The sequence below is a fragment of the Vibrio sp. S12_S33 genome, assembly GCF_963889785.1.
Classification (GTDB): Bacteria; Pseudomonadota; Gammaproteobacteria; order Enterobacterales; family Vibrionaceae; genus Vibrio; species Vibrio aestuarianus.
Genome location: NZ_CAWPQZ010000326.1, coordinates 1 through 292, shown reverse-complemented (window position 1 = coordinate 292; position 292 = coordinate 1). Strand labels below are relative to the sequence as shown.

The 292-nt window shown below is 55.8% G+C and carries 1 protein-coding gene; it reads right to left on the bottom strand.

The window, feature by feature from the left end; translation table 11 throughout:
• On the bottom strand, window positions 1-292 hold a 292-nt coding region (locus AACW06_RS20335; protein WP_202884131.1), incomplete at both ends, for a hypothetical protein.

The window sequence follows — 292 nt, the reverse complement described above, 5'->3', positions numbered from 1 at the left end:
CTGTCGTACTGCCATCTGGGTTGGTGATGGTTAACGTCACCGTATCACCCACTTCCACACCCGTTGGAATACTTACCACAGTTTCAACGCCGTCACTGTTCTCTGCCACGCTCACGCTGCCGTCCGCGGCATCCGCGATGGTAAGTGTTGGCGCCGCAGTTGGTACGGTGGCATCAAAATCAAACGTCACTGGCGCACTGTCACCACTGCTGTTGCCAGCGGCATCCGTAATGCTGCTGGTGATGCTGTAATTACCTTCCGCTGTCAAGCTTGGAATGGTGATGTCGGCGCT